The organism is Rothia sp. HMSC036D11 (assembly GCF_001814205.1).
GTDB lineage: Bacteria > Actinomycetota > Actinomycetes > Actinomycetales > Micrococcaceae > Rothia > Rothia dentocariosa.
On sequence record NZ_KV815315.1, the window covers coordinates 275,363 to 298,422 of the forward strand.

At 51.4% G+C, this 23,060-nt stretch carries 17 protein-coding genes and 1 riboswitch; of the genes, 7 read left to right on the forward strand and 10 right to left on the reverse strand.

Annotated features, from left to right (window positions below; translation table 11 throughout):
* Window positions 1-8: 8 nt before the first annotated feature.
* The 7 genes from pgk to HMPREF2958_RS09380 form a co-directional block, all read right to left on the reverse strand.
* Window positions 9-1,232 (reverse strand): phosphoglycerate kinase, encoded by a 1,224-nt coding sequence (gene pgk, locus HMPREF2958_RS09350; protein ID WP_004004604.1) that lies wholly within the window; start codon window positions 1,230-1,232, stop codon window positions 9-11.
* A 271-nt stretch (window positions 1,233-1,503) separates the two neighbouring features.
* On the reverse strand, window positions 1,504-2,508 hold the full coding sequence (gene gap, locus HMPREF2958_RS09355) for a type I glyceraldehyde-3-phosphate dehydrogenase (RefSeq protein ID WP_070523801.1): 1,005 nt from the start codon (window positions 2,506-2,508) through the stop codon (window positions 1,504-1,506).
* 475 nt (window positions 2,509-2,983) lie between these two features.
* A complete protein-coding gene (gene whiA, locus HMPREF2958_RS09360) occupies window positions 2,984-3,949 on the reverse strand; it encodes a DNA-binding protein WhiA (RefSeq protein WP_070523797.1) in 966 nt (321 codons plus the stop codon).
* 136 nt (window positions 3,950-4,085) lie between these two features.
* Window positions 4,086-5,156, reverse strand: a complete 1,071-nt coding sequence (gene yvcK / locus HMPREF2958_RS09365) for a gluconeogenesis factor YvcK family protein (RefSeq protein WP_070697802.1) — start codon at window positions 5,154-5,156, stop codon at window positions 4,086-4,088.
* Window positions 5,156-6,046 carry an RNase adapter RapZ gene (rapZ, locus tag HMPREF2958_RS09370; RefSeq protein WP_013399016.1) on the reverse strand — a complete coding sequence of 297 codons (891 nt, stop codon included), beginning with the start codon at window positions 6,044-6,046 and terminating at the stop codon, window positions 5,156-5,158. The genes yvcK and rapZ overlap by 1 nt, the downstream gene beginning before the upstream one ends.
* A gap of 103 nt (window positions 6,047-6,149) precedes the next feature.
* Complete coding sequence (gene uvrC, locus HMPREF2958_RS09375) at window positions 6,150-8,123, reverse strand: excinuclease ABC subunit UvrC (RefSeq protein ID WP_070697803.1); 1,974 nt, start codon at window positions 8,121-8,123, stop codon at window positions 6,150-6,152.
* 91 nt (window positions 8,124-8,214) lie between these two features.
* Window positions 8,215-8,895, reverse strand: a complete 681-nt coding sequence (locus HMPREF2958_RS09380; protein ID WP_048752248.1) for a lysophospholipid acyltransferase family protein — start codon at window positions 8,893-8,895, stop codon at window positions 8,215-8,217.
* Window positions 8,896-9,355: 460 nt separating this feature from the next.
* On the opposite strand from HMPREF2958_RS09380, the gene HMPREF2958_RS09385 reads away from it, so the two are divergent.
* From HMPREF2958_RS09385 to HMPREF2958_RS09405, 5 genes are all read left to right on the forward strand, one after another.
* Window positions 9,356-11,767 carry a nitric-oxide reductase large subunit gene (locus tag HMPREF2958_RS09385; protein WP_070697804.1) on the forward strand — a complete coding sequence of 804 codons (2,412 nt, stop codon included), beginning with the start codon at window positions 9,356-9,358 and terminating at the stop codon, window positions 11,765-11,767.
* Window positions 11,768-11,772: 5 nt separating this feature from the next.
* Window positions 11,773-12,582 (forward strand): transposase, encoded by an 810-nt coding sequence (locus HMPREF2958_RS09390; RefSeq protein ID WP_037230884.1) that lies wholly within the window; start codon window positions 11,773-11,775, stop codon window positions 12,580-12,582.
* A gap of 161 nt (window positions 12,583-12,743) precedes the next feature.
* Window positions 12,744-13,526 carry a slipin family protein gene (locus HMPREF2958_RS09395; protein WP_004004593.1) on the forward strand — a complete coding sequence of 261 codons (783 nt, stop codon included), beginning with the start codon at window positions 12,744-12,746 and terminating at the stop codon, window positions 13,524-13,526.
* 209 nt (window positions 13,527-13,735) lie between these two features.
* Window positions 13,736-14,284: an NAD(P)H-dependent oxidoreductase gene (locus HMPREF2958_RS09400; RefSeq protein ID WP_070697805.1), complete on the forward strand. Its 549-nt coding sequence runs from the start codon at window positions 13,736-13,738 to the stop codon at window positions 14,282-14,284.
* A gap of 247 nt (window positions 14,285-14,531) precedes the next feature.
* Complete coding sequence (locus HMPREF2958_RS09405) at window positions 14,532-15,086, forward strand: NAD(P)H-dependent oxidoreductase (protein WP_246822570.1); 555 nt, start codon at window positions 14,532-14,534, stop codon at window positions 15,084-15,086.
* 106 nt (window positions 15,087-15,192) lie between these two features.
* Here HMPREF2958_RS09405 and HMPREF2958_RS09410 read toward each other — a convergent pair whose 3' ends face one another.
* Window positions 15,193-16,836, reverse strand: coding sequence for a bifunctional hydroxymethylpyrimidine kinase/phosphomethylpyrimidine kinase (locus tag HMPREF2958_RS09410; RefSeq protein ID WP_070697806.1), 1,644 nt, complete (start codon window positions 16,834-16,836; stop codon window positions 15,193-15,195).
* A gap of 100 nt (window positions 16,837-16,936) precedes the next feature.
* Window positions 16,937-17,061, reverse strand: a riboswitch (TPP riboswitch).
* Window positions 17,062-17,259: 198 nt separating this feature from the next.
* Between HMPREF2958_RS09410 and HMPREF2958_RS09415 the strand changes: the two genes are divergently transcribed.
* Together HMPREF2958_RS09415 and HMPREF2958_RS09420 are read left to right on the forward strand one after the other, a co-directional pair.
* Complete coding sequence (locus HMPREF2958_RS09415; RefSeq protein WP_070697807.1) at window positions 17,260-18,024, forward strand: DUF6318 family protein; 765 nt, start codon at window positions 17,260-17,262, stop codon at window positions 18,022-18,024.
* Between the two features lie 52 nt (window positions 18,025-18,076).
* Window positions 18,077-19,159, forward strand: a complete 1,083-nt coding sequence (locus tag HMPREF2958_RS09420) for a hypothetical protein (protein WP_246828106.1) — start codon at window positions 18,077-18,079, stop codon at window positions 19,157-19,159.
* Window positions 19,160-19,271: 112 nt separating this feature from the next.
* Here the strand turns inward: HMPREF2958_RS09420 and HMPREF2958_RS09425 are convergent, their stop codons facing one another.
* Window positions 19,272-21,005, reverse strand: coding sequence for an ABC transporter ATP-binding protein (locus HMPREF2958_RS09425; protein WP_070697808.1), 1,734 nt, complete (start codon window positions 21,003-21,005; stop codon window positions 19,272-19,274).
* Window positions 20,998-22,824, reverse strand: coding sequence for an ABC transporter transmembrane domain-containing protein (locus HMPREF2958_RS09430; RefSeq protein ID WP_246828107.1), 1,827 nt, complete (start codon window positions 22,822-22,824; stop codon window positions 20,998-21,000). Before HMPREF2958_RS09430 ends, HMPREF2958_RS09425 begins: the two co-directional genes overlap by 8 nt.
* Between the last annotated feature and the right edge of the window lie 236 nt (window positions 22,825-23,060).

The following is a 23,060-nucleotide window of genomic DNA, read 5'->3' on the forward strand; positions in this document are numbered from 1 at the left end:
AATAAGAGTTATGCGCCTAGAGCGTCCAAACCGGGCAGGGTCTTACCCTCAATGTATTCGAGCGATGCACCGCCACCCGTAGAGATGTGTCCGAACTGTTCGTCAGCAAAGCCAAGGTTGCGCACAGCCGATGCAGAGTCGCCGCCACCGATGATGGAGAATGCATCAGACTCAACAATTGCCTCCGCAACGGCCTTCGTACCACCAGCAAAGGGAGCAATTTCAAAAACGCCTACCGGGCCGTTCCAGAAAATAGTCTTCGCATTCTTAATTTTTTCTGCGAAAAGCTCACGAGTCTTCGGTCCAATATCTAGACCTTCTGCTTCGGCACCAAGTTTACCGCCGGTGAGATCCTCGACGGGTCGAATCTCGGTGTTAGCCTCTGCCGAGAAGTCGTCTGCCCAGACAACATCAACAGCGGTCACGATTTCAGTTCCCTTCTTGGGGGCTTCTTCTAGGTACCGCTTTACAGTCTCAACCTGGTCTTTTTCAAGCAGAGAATTACCGACTTCGTAACCCTGCGCATAGGCGAAGGTATATCCCATGCCGCCACCGATAAGAATGGAGTCTGCTTTGCCAATCAGGTTGTCGATCACGGCGAGCTTATCAGAGACCTTCGCACCGCCCATGACGACAACAAAGGGGCGCTCAGGATTATTGAGAGCCTTTGAGAGAACATCGACTTCCTTCTTAACAAGGTCGCCAAGGTACGCGGGAAGACGCTTTGCCACATCGTAGACTGACGCATGCTTGCGGTGAACAGCACCGAATGCGTCATCCACATATGCGCCATTTTTACCGGTGAGAGCAACGAGCTCATCTGCAAATGCACCACGCTCTGCATCGTCCTTAGAAGTTTCACGAGCATCGTAACGCACGTTCTCAAGAACAAGGACTTCACCGTCTTTGAGATCCGCAGCCTTCGCCTTTGCGTCCTCGCCCACAAGATCTGTCGCTACCTTTACAGGAACGGATGCAAGCTCGGCAAGGCGTGCAGCTGCGGGAGCAATCGAATACTGGGGATCTACCTGACCCTTGGGGCGCCCAAGATGCGCGGTTACAATAACGCGAGCACCAGCTTTAGCCAATTTTTCAATAACAGGCAGGGATGCGCGCACACGACCGTCATCGGTTACCACGCCGTCTTTTAGGGGAACGTTAAGATCGGAACGAACCAGCACGTAACGCCCCGTTACGCCTTCATCAAGCAGCTCTGCAAGTGCCTTAGCCATGGGAAATTCCTCCTACATTAGTGGGGATGTGTGTATTTTCAATAATACAGAAGTCTGGTGGTCACACAGCCGTAAGTCTGCTGAAATGACCAAGTTTTAGCCTGGTGCGGCGCGGATGGTGGTTTAGGCAAGTTCTACCGATATTCCATACATACACGCCTCATTTTTTACTTCGTGGTACAAGAAAACCCCAACTCTACGGTAAAAACATGCTGTAGAATTGGGGTTCTCCTCGTCAGCTCGTAAAGTAGCTATCCTTGCGTAGATAGGCTTAGAGAGAAGCCACAACCTTGTTGGTGAACATTACCAAGCGGGATACATAACCATACTCGTTGTCGTACCAAGCGATAACCTTCACCTGGTCGCCAATAACCTTGGTTAGCGGCGCATCAAAGATAGTGGAGATTCCTTCACCTTCGATATCCTTCGAGACGATGGGATCCTCGCTGTACATGATGATACCCTTCATCGGACCCTCGGCTGCAGCCTTCAGAGCAGCATTAACTTCTTCCTTGGTCACCTCGCGGGATGCGGTGAAAGTAAGATCGGTAATGGAGCCGGTAATGGTGGGAACGCGAACTGCGAAACCGTCCAGTTTACCCTTGAGCTCGGGAAGTACGAGACCAACTGCTGCTGCTGCACCGGTGGAGGTGGGAACCATGTTCACTGCTGCTGCACGTGCACGGCGCAGGTCAGAGTGGGGAGCATCCTGCAGACGCTGGTCAGCGGTGTATGCGTGGATAGTGGTCATCAGACCCTTTTCAATGCCAAAGGAATCGTTGAGAACCTTTGCCAAAGGAGCCAGGCAGTTGGTGGTGCAGGATGCGTTGGAGACAATGTGATGGTTCTGCGGATCGTACTGATCGTCGTTCACACCCATCACGAAGGTACCGTCAATGTTCTTGCCGGGTGCAGAAATAATAACCTTCTTAGCGCCGGCATCAATGTGCGCCTGTGCTTTTGAACCTTCGGTGAAGAAACCGGTAGACTCAAGCACGACATCTACGCCGAGATCCTTCCAGGGAAGATCTGCAGGATTGCGCTCAGCAAGAATCTTAATCTCTTTGCCGTCAACAACCAATGCATCGTCCTTGACCTCTACGTCGGCCCCCAGGCGACCCATAATGGAGTCATACTTAAGCAGGTTGGCGAGAGTCTTCGGGTCGGTAAGATCGTTGATTGCTACGATCTCAAAGCCCTTAGCCTCGGCGCGTGCGGCGCGGAAGAAAGTGCGGCCGATACGACCAAAACCATTGATAGCTACGCGTACAGTCACTGGAGTATCTCCTTGTCAGTGCATTGAGTTTGACGGACTAGAGCCATTGTTCATGGGTCTCATGAGAGAGCCTCTAGAGTTTTTCGTCTCACGCTGGTTGCGTGTCCGCCGGTGTTGTTATAATCCTACCTTAGTTTATGTGTGTTTGGGTGTGTTTTTATCGGGTATTTTTGTGATTTACCTTACAAAAATGGCGAAAAACCCTTTGTTTTCTGTTGTTTTACGTTGAATTTAGCAGTTCTTTATGTTGGGATATGGTTCTGGCAACTCAAACGCAATCAATATCAAACTAATACAAAATACATATAAAGACTTTATAGTTAGAATCTTATCTTCCTTGAAAGAACACACGAGCCCACACGTCGCCACATCGAAGTAATGTTAGATTTTCCTTATTTAAAGATTTTTCACACAGCAGAGAGGCGGGGTTATCTCTACATCTCTACAGATAACCCTGCCTTTATACAGCAGCTACTTATGAAGATTTCGGGAGGTCGGTTCCAGGAATCCCCAATTCTTTCGCTCGTTTATCAGCCATGACCAGCAAACGACGAATACGTCCAGCGATCGCGTCCTTCGTCAGAGGAGGGTCTGCCATACGTCCCAGCTCGTCCAAAGAGGCTTGCTTATTCATGGCACGCAGTTCGCCCGCATAGCGCAGATGATCTGGAACATCGTCTCCCAGGATCTCCAAAGCACGTTCTACACGGGCACCCGCGGCCACAGCTGCCTGAGCAGAACGACGCAGGTTTGCATCATCAAAGTTTGCCAGACGGTTCGCAGTCGCCCGAACTTCCTTACGAGTACGTTGCTCGCGCCACGCCTTGAGGGCGTCCTGAGCCCCCATACGCTCCAAAAGCCGGGCTATAGTCTCGCCATCGCGGACCACAACACGATCCACTCCGCGAACCTCACGCGCTTTAGCAATAATTTCCAAACGCCGGGCCGCTCCCACAAGAGCAAGCGCTGCTTCCGGCCCTGGGCATGTAAATTCGATTGCTGATGAGCGACCAGGCTCTGTGAGCGATCCATGTGCCAAAAAAGCACCACGCATGACCGCTTCGGCGTCCTGAATGGAGCCATTGACAACAGCAGGCGGCAGCCCCCGCACCGGGCGCCCTCGCAAATCTAAAAGACCGGTTTGTCGAGCAAGTGCTTCTCCCCCGGCATCAACACGCACTATATAACGCCCGCCGCGGCGCAAACCGCCACCGCTGACGCTCGTTATCTCAGCCTCATGCCCGTATATTTCAGCAATAGTCTGCTGCATGCGTAACGCGGTCTGTTCGGAATCAACTTCTGCCTCAACAACAATCCGCCCAGAAACGATGTGCAAACCACCAGTAAAGCGCAGAATAGTCGAGATCTCCGCCTTACGTACTGATGCTTTGCTCGTTTCGTATCTGGCCAGCTCATCCTTAACGAGCGCGGTAAGAGCCATTGTTGTTCCTTCCCACCGTGAGGTTCGTATGATGTGATGTGCTGATAATGCACTCAGCTATGCTACATGCTCTACTTAGAGAAACGGTGTATCTTGAGGTGGCAGAAATAGAAAATAAATTCCACGCTTCTTACCTCTAAAACTTGAACGAAAATAGTTCGTGATACGCCGCTGCAAGTTTCAGAGGATTATGTACATTGTTTTCAGCTGATGCTCGTACGGGTGCCCACATCACACGCGCTCCCATAGACTCTGATTCTCGTTCCAGTTCGCTACGTACAGACTTGGGTGTTTCGTCATCAGCAATGACCGCGTCCAATCGAAGATCCGGGGCGTATCGTTTCAAGAGCGCTAAATGTGCGGCTGGAGTGAATCCAGCGGTTTCTTCGTCATCCGAAAGATTCATAACTACGCAGCGCATAGCTTCTGTACGGCAGATAGCATCGCGCTGTGCTTCTAGCAGCAAGTGCGGCAGAACGGAGGTGCGCCACGACCCGGGGCCTAAGATTACCCAATCGGATTCCTCAATAGCGGTTAGCGCTTCCGGACATGGGCGCGCGTCTTTGGGGGTAAGCCCAATATCGTGCACTTGCTTTTCTTTTGAGAGGTTAACCTGACCACTAATACGCACCCGTTCGATGCCACCGCCAGCATACTCCCGTAGCACCGTACCATAAATAACCATAGGATCCAATGCCATAGGAAGCACCCGACCACGAGCGTTGAGCAGAGCTCCCGCCCAGTCAAGCCCAGCAACGGGGTCTTCAAGAAGCTGCCAGAGCGTCGTAATAAGCAGGTTTCCAAGGGCGTGATATTCAAGAGGAAACTCGTCAGTATACCCCTCGGGCGCGCTAAAACGATGCTGCATAACGTCTCGCCACGTTCGCCCCCAATCGGTATCATCGCAAAGGGCCGAGAGAGCCATACGCAAATCTCCTGGAGGGAGTACGCCCATCTCTTTACGTAAGCGACCCGATGAACCCCCGTCATCGGCAACCGTTACTATAGCCGTTAGATCTGTTGTGACATGCCGAAGCGCGGACAGCGAACCGTAAAGTCCATGCCCACCCCCCAAGGCTGTTACTTTGGTAACGCGGTGAGTACTTTTAAGAAGCCGTAAAGCCTGAGTTGGTAACGCGGGCAGCTTCGGGATTCCCTGAGTATCAGAGCCGACAGGCAGGTCAGGTGAATGACCGATGCGTGCCATTACTCACGCCCCTTATCACGATGCAACACGTGCACATTAACTTCGGGAAATGCACTCAGGCGCCGAGCGATTTCTTCCGTGACAGCGACCGAGCGATGCTTCCCGCCGGTGCATCCTATAGCGATGGTGGCGTAGTATTTTCCTTCGCGACGGTACCCTTCCAGAACCGGACGCAGAGCTTCCAAGTAGTTGCTGATAAATTCCTCAGTCCCAGAGTTACTGAGCACGTAGTCACGTACTGGGGCATCCTGTCCGGTGAGTGGACGCAATTCGGGAATCCAGTGCGGGTTTGGAATAAAGCGCATATCTGCCATGAAATTTGCGTCTGTGGGTGATCCGTGTTTGAATCCAAAGCTCATGACAGTAAGGTTGAGTTTTTTATCCGGTCCGTCAGCAAACATCTCGCGTACTGTGCGTGCAAGCTCATGCACATTCATGCCCGTGGTATCAATCGTACGGTCGGAGGCGAGTCGAAGCCCCTCGAAGAGGGAACGTTCAGCACGTATACCGTCAAGTACGCGACCTTCTCCTTGAAGCGGATGGGGGCGACGCTGTGCCTCATAGCGAGCCACGATAGTTTCATCTTTGGCGTCTAGAAAGAGCATCGAGAAATCAACGTCGGATTTGCGAAGAGTTTCAATAGCCGCTGGTAAGTCGTCGAAAACCGCGCGGGCTCGTACGTCAATCCCCAGTGCAACCTTCGGAACTTTGGCGCCATCCTGCGTAACGAGTTCCGCGATCGATTCCAGCATTTGTGGCGGAATATTATCAATCACATACCAGCCCTCATCCTCAAGGACATTAGCAACAGTGCTACGACCTGCGCCTGAAATACCGGTAATTACCAATATCTGGGGTTTTTGCGATTTATTTAGCAATTCGTCACTCATTATGCAGTTTCTCCTTTGATACGAATTGTCTTTAGTTCTCCATCATACTAGACAACCCCTTATGGCGGACGGCTATCTGTGCATAAATACCCGGGGTGCTGCCTCAGGCAGTTTCCTTTTGGCTGAGGTGGTCATGCACTTTTTGCGCGAGCGCAGGCCCCACGCCTGAAACCTGTTGGAGTTCTTTAATCGAGGCATTCCGTACTTTAGCAACCGACCCAAAATGTTTAATAAGCGCTGCACGCTTGACACTGCCTAATCCGGGAACAGAGTCCAAAGCAGAAGCCACCATAGCTTTACCTCGTTTTGCGCGGTGGAACGTAATAGCAAAACGGTGTGCCTCATCGCGAATACGCTGCACAAGGTATAGCGCTTCAGAGGTACGGGGTAGAATCACTGGGAAATCATCGTCGGGTAACCACAGCTCTTCGAGGCGCTTTGCGATACCTACCACGTAGATATCCTCAATACCGAGGTCACTCAAGGCGGACTGAGCGGCTGCAACTTGAGGTGGGCCGCCATCAACTAAGACCAGATTCGGCGGATACGCAAATTTAGCTGGTTCTTGTACCGGCTCGTCAGCCGTAACTTCTCCCGAGGATAAAGGTGTTTCCGCACGTTGCTGCTGCTCGGTGAGATAACGTTTAAATCGCCTGGTGATGACGTCATACATGCTGGCGGTGTCGTCGCGAGCAGCATCCCCTGTGATCGAGAATTTACGGTAGGCACTTTTGGTGGGCATGCCGTCTTCAAAGACCACCATAGAGGCCACCACATTAGTACCTTGCACATGGGAAATATCGTAGCATTCGATGCGCATAAGCGGATCCGGAAGCTCTAAGGCTTCTTGGAGTTCCACGAGCGACGCTGAACGGGTGGTAATATCCCCAGCACGACGGCTCTTGTGCAGGGTCAGGGAATGTTGGGCGTTCTCGGCGACCGTTTTCATCAGTGCCGCTTTATCGCCGCGCTGCGGTACTGCAATATCGACTTTGGCACCACGCACACCTGAGAGCCATTCCTGAAGCTGCTGGGTATTCTCCGGCATAGTAGGAACTAAAATCTGTCGAGGGATCTCATGTTGTGTAGCGTCTAACCCGGAATCTTCGTCGAAAGCTGCAGCGCTAGCAATATTTGCCGCCATTTCACCATAAACCTGAACGAGAAGCTGCTCTATCAGCTCGGTTTCGCCACCATCGTTAACCTTCTCAACAATCCAGCCACGTTGTCCGCGAATACGCCCACCGCGCACGAAAAACACCTGTACCGATGCCTCTAGCTCGTCCTGAGCAAAGGCGAAAAGATCAGCATCAACAGAGTCCGATAAAACCACGGCGTTACGTTCAAATGCCTTTGTTAACGCGGTAATATCGTCACGTAATACAGCTGCACGTTCGAAGTCCATATCGGCTGCAGCTTCTTTCATACGTCGGGTAAGCTGGGTAATAAATTTTTCGGCACCCCCTGCCATGAAACGGCACAACCCATCCGCTAGTTCACGGTGTTCTTCGGGGCTCACACGCCCTACACACGGTGCTGCGCATTTATCGATATACCCTAAAAGACACGGGCGTCCCGATGCTTCGGCACGTTTAAAGACTCCCGCCGAGCAGGTACGCACCGGGAATACGCGCAGAAGCGCATCCAAAGTTTCACGAATAGCCCATACCTGCGAGTAAGGGCCAAAGTACCGCACACCTTTTTTACGATCACCACGCATGACCTGCGCTCGCGGGAATTTATCGCGCATTGTGACTGCAAGATAGGGATAGGATTTATCGTCTCGAAACGCTATGTTAAAGCGTGGTTTGTATTCCTTGATCCAGGTATATTCAAGCTGCAGAGATTCAAGTTCACTGCCGACTACCGTCCACTCCACACTGGCGGCAGTATGCACCATAGCGTAGGTTTTCGGGCTCAGACGTTCTGGGGCTACAAAGTAGCTGTTCAGTCGGTTGCGCAGGTTTTTCGCTTTACCTACGTATATAACTCTGCCGTGGGGATCACGAAAACGGTATACACCGGGATGCGTTGGAATATCGCCGGAGGCTGGGCGATAGCTTTGGGGGTCTGCCACGAACGCTCCTCACGGTGTAGTACTGAAAAATAACCACGCATCCATAATCAGGATGCGCGGTTAAGTGTACTCGTTTTTAGACTGGCAGGCGCTACCCTGCGTCACGCTCGGCGGAGGGCGAAACGTTGTATTCGTTCTTCCGGGCTTGGCCCGAGAGCTGAGCGATAGCATCCATGATGTGGTCGGTGGTCTGGCGGCGTTGTTTACCAGTCATTTTCTCGCCGGTCTTCTCAAAATGCATGGGTTCCCCCACGCGGATGGTAAACCGGTGAGGGTAAATCATATTTGAGCCGGGCTTCTGCAGACGTTCGGTTCCGATAAGACCCACAGGAACTACTGGTGCTCCAGTCATATGGGCTAGCCAGGCTACACCAATTTTGCCGCGGTATAAAAACCCGTCACGAGATCGTGTACCTTCAGGGTAGATACCGAAGACTTTACCCTCTTCAAGTTTTTCAAGAGCTAGATCGAGTGCCTTAAGGGATTCCGAACGGTCGGAGCGGTTCACGGGGATAATGTCTACGGCCTCAAAAAAAGCCTTCATGGCTTTGCCTCGAATACCCGGTGTATTTACGTACTCCGCCTTCGCGAGGAATGCTACTCGGCGGGGCATCATAGCGGAGATAATAATGGAGTCGAGGAAGGATAGATGGTTAGATGCCACAATTACGGGCCCCTTCTTTGGGAAATGCTCAAGCCCGGTCACCCGTGCCCTGAATACAGTGCGCAGTAGCCCCGTTACTACTTTTTGCCCTGCCTTGTACGCCAGCATGTCCGAACTCCTTATGGTTCTGGTGGTTTTCTCCGTTCTTTATTATTCCATACGGATTTTATAGGCTTGACGTTTGTAGTAACTTTCTCGGAATCAGCAGAGATATTATGAAAATCTATGGAGTGTTTTCTTTACTTTCTTATTATTTCAAGCAGATGCATATTCTTACGGAACCCCACCAGAATTAGAGTACAAAAATCTTGCTCAATTCTTAGGTAAGTCTCACCTAAACATAAAACTGAGGCACTAAATTATATCAAAATAATACACAACATGAGAACTATTCTTACTTTACCTGTGTAATTTCTTTCATAATAATGACACCGTGTCTGTAAACTTTCTAAATTCGTATTCGTAATGCAAGAATAAAACTAAGTGCCCCTGTGGGTTTCCTAATTATGGGGATGCTTACCGCGAGCACTAACAAAAATCAATCCACGCACACTGGAGACACATCAAAATGGCTAAGAAAACCGTAACGCGCGGGGAGATCGCCAAGATCACCCGCCGCACGGATACAGTCGGTGCCTACGCCGGAAAAGGCTGGGTACAGGCTGTAGCGTTTGTGATGCTCCTGGGCTTTACCATCATGGCCGTCTTGGCGATGCGCACCTACGCGCTCTCCATGCCGCTCCCCGATAAGATCGTCGGCAATGACGGTAAAGTTATCGCAACTGCTGAACAGATTCAGCATGGTCAGGAGCTCTATCAGAGCCGCGGTTTGCAGCAGTACGGCTCCGTTCTGGGTCACGGTGCATACATCGGTCCGGACTTCACCGCAGAGTACCTGCGCAAGACCACCGATGCCGCCGTTGATAAATACCGCTCAGAAGGCAAGCAAGAACCGCGCGAAATCGTTAAAAACGAGTGGCGTCACGAGAATAAATACGACGAATCCAACAAAACCCTTACCTGGACCGAAGGACAGACCAAGGGTTTCAGCTTGATGACAGACCACTACAAGGACACCCTTACCCGTGGTAATACTTCCTTAGGTCTTTTCCCTAACGCTATTAAGAGCGACGAAGAACTGCACGATTTGACGGCATTCTTTGGGTGGACGGCATGGGCGTCGGCTGCCGAGCGTCCTAACCAGGATTACACCTACACCAATAACTGGCCCGCAGAGCCGAACGTTGATAATAAACCTACTGCAGACCTCATGGTTTGGTCGGCTCTATCGCTCATCGCCCTCATTGGCGGTACCGGCTTGTTGTTTGCCATATATGGTCGTTGGTCGCGCACCATCGGTTGGCACGGCGAAGAAGCCCCAGTCCTTGACTTCCGGCAGCCGGATGAAGTTAAGCTCACCCCCTCCCAGAAGGCAGCTGGACTCTTCTTCATCACGATTATTGTTCTATTCCTCCTGCAAGCCTTGGTGGGCGCTCTCACCGAGCACTATCGCGTTGAAATAGACGGGTTCTTCGGTATCAATATGGGTGAGCTACTGCCCTACACCGTGTCTCGAACGTGGCACGTACAGCTCTCCCTCTTCTGGACGGCTGCGGCGTTCCTAGCTGGTGGTATCTTCATTGCCCCGCTTATTACCCGCAAAGAGCCGAAGAAGCAAGGTCTGCTCACCGTCGTCCTCTTCGTGGCCGTGGTTATTGTGGTGCTCGGTTCGCTCCTCAACGAATGGTTCTCGCAAAAGGGTTGGATACCCGAGAACACTATCTTTGCACAGCAGTGGGAGTACCTTGATCTGCCGCGTTTCTTCCAGATTCTGCTCACCGCTGGTATGTTCATCTGGATTGTCATTGTTTGGCGTACCCTTAGCTCACGCCTCAAGAGCGGGAAGAAAACCTCCATGCCTTGGTTGTTCCTCTTCTCAGGTCTGGCAATTCCGATGTTCTACGCCGTAGGTATGCTCGCTGGTCAGCGCACCCATTTCTCAGTCGCCGAGTTCTGGCGCTTCTGGGTGGTACACCTGTGGGTTGAAGACTTCCTCGAACTCTTCACCACTGTGATGGTCGCCTACGTCTTCGTACTCTTGGGTGTGGTGCGCGAGCGCATCGCTATCTCCATTATCATGATGGATGCAGTACTCTACTCCGCCGGTGGTGTGGTTGGTACTATGCACCACACCTACTTCGCTGGTACTCCTTCGGAACAGATGGCATTCGGTGCGTTCTTCTCGGCAGCAGAGGTTATTCCGTTGACCTTCCTGACTGTTGAGGCGTGGGGCTTCATGCAGTTGGGGGCTCGCCAGTACTCCAACCGCACCAAGCCGTTCCCGCATCGTTGGGCTGTGATGTTCCTTATTGCTGTAGGCTTCTGGAACTTCTTGGGTGCAGGTGTCTTCGGCTTCCTGATCAACCTGCCGGTTGTTTCGTACTACGAAATCGGCACTGCGCTCACCGCAAACCACGCGCACGGCTCTATGATGGGTGTGTACGGTATGTTGGCACTGGCCTTCGCGGTGTTTGCGTTGCGTTACCTGATTCCTGAGAATAAATGGCCTGAGAAGGGGCTGAAGTTCTCATTCTGGGCCTTGAACATCGGCTTGATCTGGATGGTCTTCATTTCACTTCTGCCGCTGGGTGTCGCTCAGTTGTATAAGTCCGTGGGTGAAGGCTACTACGAGGCCCGTTCCTTCGCGTTTATTCACGATGGTTCAACTGTGATTATGGACTGGCTACGCTTACCGGGCGACGTGATCTTCTTGGCTGGTATCATGCCGCTGCTCAAACTCGCATGGTTGGGTATAACTTCGTACTTCTCACAGAAGAACAAGGAAACCGTTCTGGAGCTCCCCGAGCCGCCGCTATACGAGTTGGTGGATGACGAGCGCATCGCCGAGTTTGCGGGTGCTAAGGCTGCCGACGAGCTTCCCGAACAGACAAGTCCGTACCGTAGCGATCGTCGAGGCTGACTATCATGCCTGAGCAAATTGCCGGAGTATCCCTGATGGTGTGGCTATCCAGCGTTTATGCGCTGGGGCTAGTCGCCGTCGGGTGGGGCTTCGATATTCTTGCTAAGCGTACAAGCCAACGTTTCGTGGCATCCCGGACTTTCGGGTTCACCTACCACGAGAGTAACGATGCGTGGCTCTGCCCCGAGGATCAGTGGCTGTGGCCGGTAGCGTTTGATACGGATAATCGTGTGATGCGCTACCGTGCCAAGCCGAGCGTGTGCAATACCTGCCCTATTAAGGACACTTGCACCGTCTCGTCTAATGGGCGTGAACTTACGCGTGAGGTTGATGAGTGGCCTTACTCGGAGTCGGGTAAGTTCCATCGCGGTCTTGCCGTGACGGTTGCGCTTTTCGGTCCTATTATTGTGGGTGCTACGGCTCTGGCCTGGCATGCTCCCTTGGAGCTGCTGGTGGAAGCCGCCGTTATTGTGGCTTGTTTGTCACTCACCTATCCCTTGGCTATCAAGCTCATTAAGTCACCTGAGAACTTTGTGGCAGACCCTAAACATATTCCTGGGTCTACTGCGGATGAATCGGTGGCGGTTAAGATGGATAGGTTTGCCGCTAAGTGGGGCGGTATTGGCAATGAGCGTAAGCGCCGCACCGACGATGCTCGTAAGCAGATAATCTCTGCTGCAACTTTGCCTGTGCGTTCTTCGCAGATTGATCCTGATCGGCCGGCGTGGAGCGGCGAGGGGACTTCTACCCCGCGTCTGCATAAAACTACCGCAGAGGTTATTCAGGAGCAGAATCTCGAAGAAGTCTCTCGTTAGTGTGAGGATGCGCGCCCCGGTTTCTAAGGTACCGTCGTTGATGAATTGGTAACCTTAGAGATCGGGGTGCGTATTGTCACCGCATCTAGATTTTTTCTCAGCACCGCATCTACACAGGTCATTCCTACTGACCGTTACCAACATATTTTTTAGAGGACATGATGGATTCTCTTACCGTTCTTTCGATTGTTATTCCGATTCTTGTAATCGTTGCTTTTCTGATCATTCGTACCCTTCGGGTCATCCCTGAATATCAGCGCGGTATTTCTTTCCGCTTCGGTCATCTGCGTTCCGAGCTGAAACCTGGTATTAACCTGGTGGTTCCGCTCATCGATTCGCTGCAGCGCGTGGACATGCGTGTGATTACGCTGACCATTCCCCCGCAGGAAGTTATCACAAAAGATAACGTTCCTGCGCGCGTGAACGCGGTAGTACTTTTCCGTGTGATTAGTGCAAAAGACGCCGTACTTGAGGTCGAAAACTACCCGATCGCTACTTCTCAGATCGCTCAGACTACGCTACGTTCGCTGTTGGGGCGTGTGGATCTTGATACTTTGCTGGCGCATCGTGATGATTTGAATGCGGATTTGCAAAGCATTATTGATTCACGCACCCGCCCGTGGGGTATTAAAGTTGAGCTGGTTGAGATCAAGGATATTGAGATTCCTGAGGCCATGCAGCGCGCAATGGCTCGTGAGGCTGAGGCTGAGCGTGAACGCCGCGCCAAGATCATTTCGGCACGTGGTGAGCTTGAGGCTTCATCTCAACTTAAGGAGGCTTCTGACATTCTCAGTGATTCACCGGCTTCGTTACAGTTGCGGTATTTGCAGACTCTCTTGGAGTTGGGCGCTGATCAGAATTCGACGGTTGTTTTCCCGCTTCCGCTGGATATTGTGGGACCGCTTATGGGGGCTTTGAAGGGTGCTTCTCACGAGGAAAAGTAACAGCAGCCTTCGATAAATATCACAGAATTATCCGGAACAGTTCTTTCCCACAGACTCGGGGAATATAGCTTGTTCCGGATATTTCTTTAACCTATTCACCTCAGGGCGTAGAAATCGTGAAAATAAGCAAGGAACCTAGCAGCTCTACTTGAGGCTCGATATATTAGATTCCTAACTTTCCTGTTTATCGCACACAGATTGGATTTATCATGTCAAAGATTCTTGTTATTTCAGGTCACCCGAACCTGCCAGATTCCACCGCAAATAAGACGGTTCTTGATGCCGTAAAAAACCATTTTGGCGATGCGATAAACATGCGTGAACTCGACAAACTGTACGTGAATGGTAAATTCGATGTTCCAGCCGAGCAGAAGGCACTCGCGGAAGCAGATATCGTGGTGCTTCAGTTCCCTGTGTACTGGTATTCGGTGCCGGGATTATTGAAACAGTGGATTGACGACGTCTTCGAGTACGGCTTCGCATACGGTTCGCAAGGCACGGCGCTGCGCGGTAAGAAGCTCTTGATTTCTGCGACTGCGGGGGCTCCCGAGAATATGTACCGGGATGCCTTGCCGTATGAGCTCACAACTACATACGCCGACTTTGGGAATACTGCCGCTTTCACGGGTATGGAGTTAGAAGAACCTATTTTCAGCTACGGCACATCAAGCGATCCGGGGAATGCCGCAGCGGTACGGACTATTGGTGAGAATCATGGCACCAAGCTCATCGCCAGGTTAGAATCCTTGCGGGCTTAGTATATTGGGGTTGCTATTTTCTTTTTCGGCGCCATCGCATTAGGTATTTGTCATGCATTTTATGGGTAATGTTGTGCATCGTACACCTTCTGGAAAACTAAAAGCTTGTTAGCAGTATGTATTAGATTCGGCATAATGTTCACAGGCAGACATAGGGAATAGCGTGCTAATATACGAAGGTGGCAAACTTGAGCTTATACTTGAATCAGCACTCACAAGCTCATGATTCTGATGTTTAATAGATTGGATGACTATGTCTAATATCCTGATTATTTCGGGGCACCCTGACCTTACGACTTCTAACGCTAACAAGGCTATTCTTGATGCCGTGCGGGCACGGTTCGGCGATAACGTCAAGATTCGTGAGCTCGACAAGCTGCGTGTAAACGGTAAGTTTGACGTACCTGCTGAGCAGAAGGCACTTGTGGAAGCAGACGTCATCGTTCTGCAGTTCCCGGTGATGTGGTATTCAATTTCTTCTCTGCTGAAGCAGTGGATTGACGACGTTTTCGAGTACGGCTTCGCGTATGGAGAAAACGGCACCGCTTTGCAGGGTAAGAAGCTTCTGATCTCTGCAACCGCTGGCGCCATTGAAGATGTCTACCGCACTATGCTGCCACGCGACGTATCCGCCACGTTGACCGAGTTTGAGAACACCGCAGCGTTCACCGGTATGCCTCTTGAGGAGCCACTGTACAGCTACGGCACCACTGGCGACCCCGATAACCCCGCTGTTGCTCGCGCCATCGGTGAGGATCACGGCAAGCGCCTGATTGAGCGTCTGGAGGCTCTGGGGGCATAGTCCCTTCTACCTACCTGCTAAAAAGGCTCTTTATCCAAATCAAGCCGCTTGATTTGGATAAAGAGCCTTTTTACGTTGTCGTATGCGGGCTGGCCAGTGGGATGTTTTACCGCAACGCTCTATGAGCCTGGTCGAAGAAGTCACGTTCATATAGGCATGCACTCATATATGCCTGCGCGGCGGCAACACGCTGACTGGGGGAAGCCTGCTCAAATGCCTCCTCAACAACCGCCACGCAGCGGCGCACATCCGCAGCAAAATCTTCGCCGCCATACACCGAAATCCAAGCATTATACGGATGTTCCTCGTGGGTTTTCTCCAAGAGCCGGTAACCGATCTCAAGGTACAGCCAGTAGCATGGAAGCGCCGCAGCTGCGCCCACAACATAATCCTCGCCAGCAGCAGTAGCACGTAAAAAGTTCGTGTACCCCATTGTCACTGCTGAAGGTGCGCCACGCCGAATACCACCCTGCTCCACAGGAATAGGGGAATGCGCCGCCAACCATTCATGGTGCAAAAGCGATTCCTCAACAATTGCCGTCTGGGCACCCGCAGCCCAATGCACCTGACCTTGTGATGAGGTGGCACGTGCCGAAAGAGTAGCTAAGGCACGAGAATACTGGGCAAGGTACTGCGCATCTTGGTCTAAATAGAAGCCGAATAAATCCTCGTCAAGCGTACCGTCGCCCAGCCCACGAATAAAGGGCAAATCGAGAATGTCACGCCAAATATCACCGGTAGCTTGCCACAGGGCGGCAGTCCACGGACCCGCCGGGACTACCTTCGACTCTGGGGATTTCCGCTGCGCAGGTTTCACCAAATTCTTGGGGCTCTCGCCCGTAAGATTTTTATCAGCGTATAAGTGCTCCCACGGCTTCGTATCGGCTGCATGCTCCAAACGGCGAGCACGTGCCTGATGATCAACCGGTCCGTGACCCTGCCCGCTGCCCACGTGCAGTTCCTCACCAGCGATAATAGCTTCGTTGAGCCACCGGGTGCTCCATGCCAGCGCGTTCGTGAGTACTCGTACACTCAGCTCATTATTGCCATTCACAAGAGCAAGTCCAAGGCGCGTAGCAAGACTGGATGAGAGCGAGCACCCGGTACCGTGGGTATTCTTCGTTTGGACGCGAGTGACAGCTACATGTGTATGAGTTCCATCAGGGAAAACAGCCGAATTTCCGGCGTCCTCCCCCGTCAGGTGACCGCCCTTAACAATCACGATCGTGCCAGTGCTCCTCGCAAGCTGAGCCGCCTGGTTGTGCGCCTCCTTCAAAGTCTGGGCAGGGTTGCTCTCACAGAGCACCGCGAGTTCGGCGATATTCGGAGTGATAACATCTGCCTGCGCCACCAATTCGCGCAGTGCCTGCTCGGCGTCTTGACTAATCAGGCGATCGCCGCTGGAGGCAACCATCACCGGATCAAGTACCACCACTGGTACCGGATGTTCTGCAAGCCAGGTTTTGACGGTAGTGATAGTTTCAACATCGCCGAGCATACCAATTTTAACGGCATCCACAGTCACATCGTCGAAAACTGCCGCAAGCTGTTCTTGTAAAAACTCAGTAGGTGGAGCAAAAATGCTGCGAACCCCTTGTGTATTCTGTGCGACAAGCGCGGTTGTGGCGCACATACCGTAACCACCGCTTGCGGCAATAGACTTGAGATCAGCTTGGATTCCAGCACCGCCTGTAGGATCGGTTCCGGCAATGGAAAGCACACGAGGCGTAGATGTGTTTAATAGCGTCATAGCTATAAGTCTCCTTGGGATGGGCGTGGTATCGCTGCAAACGCACCACGCTATCTAGATAATGATGAATCGGGTGTTTCAGAAAGAAGGTTAAGGCTGCTCTGCCACAGTTCGATATCCCTTCGCTAGTTCTAACTAGAGCAGGTTCAATGGGTATATCTCAGCTCCAGACAACAGCGCCGTGCTGTGTATCCATTACAAAATGGAGCACCCCATATCGCGTTTTCACTGTAGCATATACCGTTGGGCTCAATAGGTTCACGGACTTTATGTGTCATTGCCGTGCACATATCTCTAAGTTTTGGTAATTTTCAAACTCTTATAAAGTAATATTTCTTATTCTTGACATGTAACAGTACTGTTGAAAAGGGTCGCACTCCCCTGCGGCCTGCTGTATATTCACCCAACCACGAAAGTTCACTGATGAGCATTCCTGCCCTTAGGCACAACAGTGCACCTCAAAGAATCCTCAACCGTCGTGCCTTGATAGCCTTCGCATCGGGGATCTGCGTTACTGAGTTCCTGACCGCTTGCGGAGAGCAAACACATGATACGGCACCTGCTCGTGCCGAAACATCCAACACCACAGACGGTAGCTCCAGCCCACATGGTACCGAATCTGCCTCACCTGAGGCCCAGGCGCATCCGACCTTCACTAAGGGTTATTCTGGTGGCTCTGAAGCGCCCAAAGGTGAGTACCGTCCCGCAGACGAAAAAGGACCCGCGCAGAACGTCCCCAAGCCCAAAAAGCCCGAAGATATTGGGATTGAGACACCGGAGGCGCTTATGCACTTCATCGATTATTGGAATGCTTTAGGAAACTACGCTACCCAAACCGGAGATGTACAGACTTACGCAGATTACACTGCCGCAGGGTACAAAGAAGTTGAAAAATTCTGTAACCATATGCAGCGTCTGTACGATAAGGGAGGCTGGGTCGTAGGAGGCACTCGCAAGATTGTCGCCGATCCCTCAACTTTACGTTCTCCCAGCGATCATGTGTACCTCATTGTTGGCAGAATAATTTCGAATGATTACGTTATCTTAGATAACGAGCAGTACAAAACGTTCTCATTCCCTGCTTCTCAAGAAAACGACAATGTTCTTGAGTTTGGTGTTGTATTCCAGACAAGTAATGGCCATTGGTCATTTGCTGGTACAGAGAAACTTGATGTCAATGTCAAATAAGAAATACATCTTCTGTGTCACAACGTTGCTCTTTCTCTGTCCAACACTATCTATGTCTGCCTTCGCTACTGATTATTCTGGCGATGCTAAAGGAGGAAAAATAACAGTCATTGGGCGGTCTTCTTCATCCAATAAACCTGACCAGCAAGGACCTAATGAATATGAGCAATCTGAATTTAACAGATATCAGAGCCAAGAAGCACCCATAGTTACACCTGATACAGGCTCTAACGCTCCCGCAACCGTAAGTAGTGTAGGAAATACCTTCGATGTCTACAATGGCAATGCTTCTAAAGATGCGCCCTGTCTCTACCAAGGGAAACCCGGTAAAGTAGCCCGTGTTCCCCTCCCCATTGACGATTCAGACAACTATAAACAATACGGTGTCGTTCAGTCAGGAAACGGCGGTATAACGTGCGTTCCCAACGATCCTGCAGACCAAAACACACCTGAAAACGAACCTACTGCCGATAACGCCCAAGCTCGCACCCAAAAGATAGAGCACCAGGTTCGTGAGCAGCTTGCCGAACTTACCACCACAAAACCCGCACTACATTTCGACGGGCATGAGCCCCACGTCAATACTGGTATCAACACAAACTTCTATGTGACCGGTGTTAAAACCGCAGCACGTGATACTACTATCCTCGATGAAGAAGTCACGATAGAAGCTGTTCCCGTTGCCTATACCTATGAGTACGGTGCCGGCGATCCTGTGTACACAACACGGGATTCAGGAACCGCGCAAGGCGCTGTCTGGGACAAGAGCAAACGTAACTTTAAACCCACCGATACCAGCTATGCTTTCAAAGAATCCGGCAACTATCATGCTTACGTTACTGTCACCTATCAGGGTCGGTACCGTCTCAAAGGTGGAGACTGGAATATTGTTGGCTCGCTTACGGTTCGCAGTGATCCCACTCTAGTACGCGTGTGGGATACCGAGGTGCATTCTGTAGGTAAAACCTGCCACGAAGACCCTGGTGCTCGAGGATGCCCAGCACATCCGGATGAGCCCGATCGTAATAACCCGAATCCAAAGTTAACGCAGCCTGACCCAGTGACAGGGCAGCATTGGCATCGCGATGACTCGGGAGCAGGCGATACCGAATGGCGGCTCCATAAGAAAAAATAAATCCGAACAAACTCTATAACCTGCCCGAGCGTCGTACACTTTTCTTCTCTATCGTGCCGTTGTGCCCATCTACAAGAAGGACAGAGAGTGTACGGTTCTTGACTATCATCTTCTAGGTCAGAGCGAAAATCTCAGCGGGCGTGCCCTCAGCGGTAATCATGCCTTCCTGAAGCAAAACGGCGCGGTCTGCCAGGGATGCAATACGCGCATCGTGCGAAATAATCAACACAGCACGATTCGCGAGCACGGCCTGTAATGATTCGGTCGCGTCCACAAGCTCAAGCTGGGTGGTCGATTCATCAAGAATCACCGCGTGAGGGTTTGCCGCGACGATGCGCGCTAAAGCAAGCTGCTGAATCTGGTCACGGGTGAGTTCGTGCTCTCCCGTACCGATGCGCGTCTTCAACCCTTGGGGAAGCTCACGCCACCAACGAGCGCTAACAGCATCCAGAGCGTCACCGATCTGTTTCTCGGTGGCTTCTGGTACTACAGCAGTGAAATTATCAATAACGGTACCAAAGAAAATATGTGCTTCTTGGGTACAAACCAGTAGTCGCGGCCTACCATCTTCGTACTTGTCGGTTGGAAATTCCCCATTGCCAACTGGTTTTCCCAGCACACGGATTGTACCGTCAAGCGCGCTCAAGGAACCGCCAATGAGCCTTGCAAGCGTGGTTTTTCCAGAGCCAGAACGCCCAACTAACGCTAAGCACTCCCCAGGCGCAATCTTTAGATTAATATCAGTCAGTACAAGCGCATCTGAAGAATAACCGTACGAAACATGGGAGCACTCGATTACATGTGCGGTATTCCCTAAAGTTTCATGATGTTGTGCTCTACGAATATCTTTGCGCCGAGCACGCTGCGCTTGCGCCAGATTAATAATCCCGAACACGCGCCCCATATTAACCAGCATTATGCGTATATTGCCCACGTGATGCCCCAAAATATCCGCCATAGTTCTCAGGCTGAAAACCATAATGGATGCAGTCGCCAAGGCACCCCAGCTTGCCCACCCTTGCATGACGCAGAAGGACCCCCAGAGCAAGCAGATAACGGTAGGGAACCACGCATTCAGAGCATCAAACGTGTAATAATTTTGGCGTATACGCACCATCTTGAGTGTAGCCCGATAACGCCGATCGTTATCAGCCTCGAATGTTTCGTTGCGGGCATCATGCACCCCAAGTTCACGAATGGTGGATGCGCCCCGAACATTCTCGGTCAGCACGCTATTAAGCTCGCTCGTAATCTCCTGCACGCTCTGATTTTCACGGGCAAGACGCGGCAGAAAATATCCCATCAGCACGCCCAAGCCGATAATCATAGGCAGGAAGATAACGCTCAGAGGTACGCTGAGTGTGGCAAGTGAAACCATAGAAACTACGAAATACAGAATCACAAAAAGAATTTCGAGCAGGTCAAAGCTGACGGCGTTCGATGCTGAAGACAGGTCATCAGTCACTCGCGTGAGCAGGTCGCCACTGCCGGATTCCTCGACGGTTCGCGCATCAAGATCTAGAGTTGCATCAATGGTATCTATACTTGCTTGGCGTGTTACGAGGGCGCCAAGACGGGCGGCGCTGTACATAGCCAAAAGCATCACGATGGCTTGAGCAACAGTAGCGGCAAGAATGATCAATATAGGTTTCCACGGAAATTGCGCATACTTACCAGCCACAACGTCGTCAACAGTTGCACCAATCTGCAGAGGCACTACCGCACCCATGACGCTGCTCAACACATAAACAATAAAAGTGAAGAACGCACGCCCTCTATAACGCACAATGTAGGAACCCATTTTCTGCACAACCACGCGGGGCGGTTCGGTTGGTAACTTAGACATGATTTACCCTCTGGGTTTCGATATTGTTATCTCGCGCAATACGCCGAGATACTTCTGCAGTTGTCGAAATAACGTAAATAGTCTCAAAACTCGCAAGCAGCCCAGGATAGAGCTCTGGCGCGGTAGGTGTGCCCACGCATTCCTCAAGTCTGTCGTAAATATATTTCTGGCTTGGCTCATCCACAGAGTTAAGGGGCTCAGTCAAAATGAGTATTTGGGTGTCCTGGGCGAGCGCACGCGCAAGAGCTAAACGTTGGCGTTGTCCGCCCGAAAGGTTAGCCCCTTCGCTAGTGATCAGCGCTTCAAAATATTTATCTGGATTTCGCCCACCCAAACGGTAAGCAATTTCGCTAGAGTCGGTTATCTGAAGGAGAGCTTCATCTTTCGCTTGCGCAGCTACAGTATCTTCGGGCGGTACGGTGCCCAGACGTAGGTGATTCCGCAAAGTTCCGGCGAAAATCATAGGGTTAGGCTCACTTAGTAGGATTCGCTGTTTATCCGGCAGTTTTTCGGCAGCGAGCGCACGCACATGTTCGACAAGCGATTCTGCATACTCTTGAGCAGTCAGCTGCCAATGCCGAGGATTGATGTATACGATGCGCGCGTTGCGTGCCTTTGCGGGAACCTGCGGGATATCGACAACCGGCATATCGTGTTCTTTCTCATGGCTCACATATACTTCAAGTTCGGTATCTGTTCGCGGTTCTTTGAGCACACCTTGACGTACCCCGGCGTATCCTTCAAGCCGAGCAATTTTAGCCAGCCCCACCTTGGCGTAACGCCATTCGGTGAGAAAGTTTTGTGAAATCCAGACGGGCCCACCCATCATGGCAATAATAGAAGCAACCGTTACTAGGGAAGCAGCTGGAACATCAGGTACCCAGCGTCCGTTCTCAACGTGTCCCGTCAGCGCGAAACCAATACCAAGCAGGGTGACTGTTCCGCTGAGGAATACGCGGATAAGGAACATCCAGCGATGAGTTTTCTCATATTCCATGAGAGCATCGAAAACATCATCTGCTCCCTGGTGATAGCGCTCGCGCATTTGCTGTTCAGCGCCCAGTCCCGTGATGGTGCGTAGTCCCGTTGCTATATCTGAGGCACGCGAAGAATTTTCACCATCTTTCGCGCGGTAGACGCCCACTTTACTTTCCATGAAGGTGGAGTATTTCGCCAGAACCCATATCACTAAGGCTGTTCCGGTAAGAGTCACCGCCGCAGTGAGCGGACTAATGAGCCACAACTGTATAGCGCCTAAAGTTGCGATAATCATAGCGTTGGTGAAGAGAGGGATTGAGAAGAATACTGCGCTGATACGGCGCACGTCTTTGCTCATAACGGTAACCATCTCACCCGCATTGTTCTTATGCGCTGCGCGGTTGAGCAGGGCGTTAATATAGGTGCGCCAGTCGCGGTCTAGCTCGGCACCAAATTTCATGGATGCGCCCCACCCAAAGTATTCGTTGAGCGCGATAAACCCGATGGAGACGACAACGACCCAAAACAGCAGCCAGGCATCAGCCGTGTGTCCTGCGATTTGGTGGTTGATAAAAGTGCCCACGACAACGGGAATGCCGATAGCGCCTATACCCGCAGTAGTTTCGCCAAGCATGGGGATAACCCAACGGTACCAGGGATATGTATAACCGGGGGCACTCACACGTAAAGATACCCGATTTTTCAGGTCATCGTCAGAAATACCTACCTTGGGAGTTTGTGAGGACTGTGTAGGATTTTTCTGCTGGTGCTGTGTCGTCTTTGTACTAGTGGGAGCTTCTTCTGTACTTCTTTGGTGATGCTGCTCATCCACGTTCGCCATATGTGCCTCGCTTATACCCTCTATTTCATTAAATATTGAGGCTAACACATTTACCTTATATATGTGACATGTTGCATTGCAGATTTTATAGTTTTCTGCTGTACCGCTTATTTTCACGAGGGCCTACAGAAAACTAGCTACGATAGTTTTGTAGACAATCTAGATGAAACATACACAACATGGGATGTCACGCAGTAATTTTTGGCGCGAAGACTCAAGACGCTGATTCTATACGT